We start from the raw sequence: 201 nt of genomic DNA, 5'->3' as shown, positions 1-201 counted from the left end.
TCTGAAGTGCGCTTCTCTGGGGTCGAGAAGCGCTTCGGCAGTGTGACCGCTCTGCACCGCCTCGATCTGACCATTCCGCGCGGTTCGCTGTTCTCGCTGCTTGGCCCGAGCGGTTGCGGCAAGACGACCTCGCTTCGGCTGATCGCGGGGTTCGAGCAGCCGGATTCCGGCGACGTGTTCATCGGGGACAAGCGCGTCACC

Annotated in this window: 1 protein-coding gene; it reads left to right on the top strand. The window is 65.2% G+C overall.

The features are described 5' to 3' along the window. Nucleotides 1–201: ATP-binding cassette domain-containing protein (locus tag MKK68_RS03600; protein ID WP_279605190.1), on the top strand; the 201-nt coding region annotated here is incomplete at both ends.

This window comes from Methylobacterium sp. E-016 (assembly GCF_022829745.1).
In the GTDB taxonomy this organism is placed as follows: Bacteria; Pseudomonadota; Alphaproteobacteria; order Rhizobiales; family Beijerinckiaceae; genus Methylobacterium.
The sequence above is the reverse complement of the archived record's forward strand: the minus strand, read 5'-3'. Positions and strand labels throughout refer to the sequence as shown.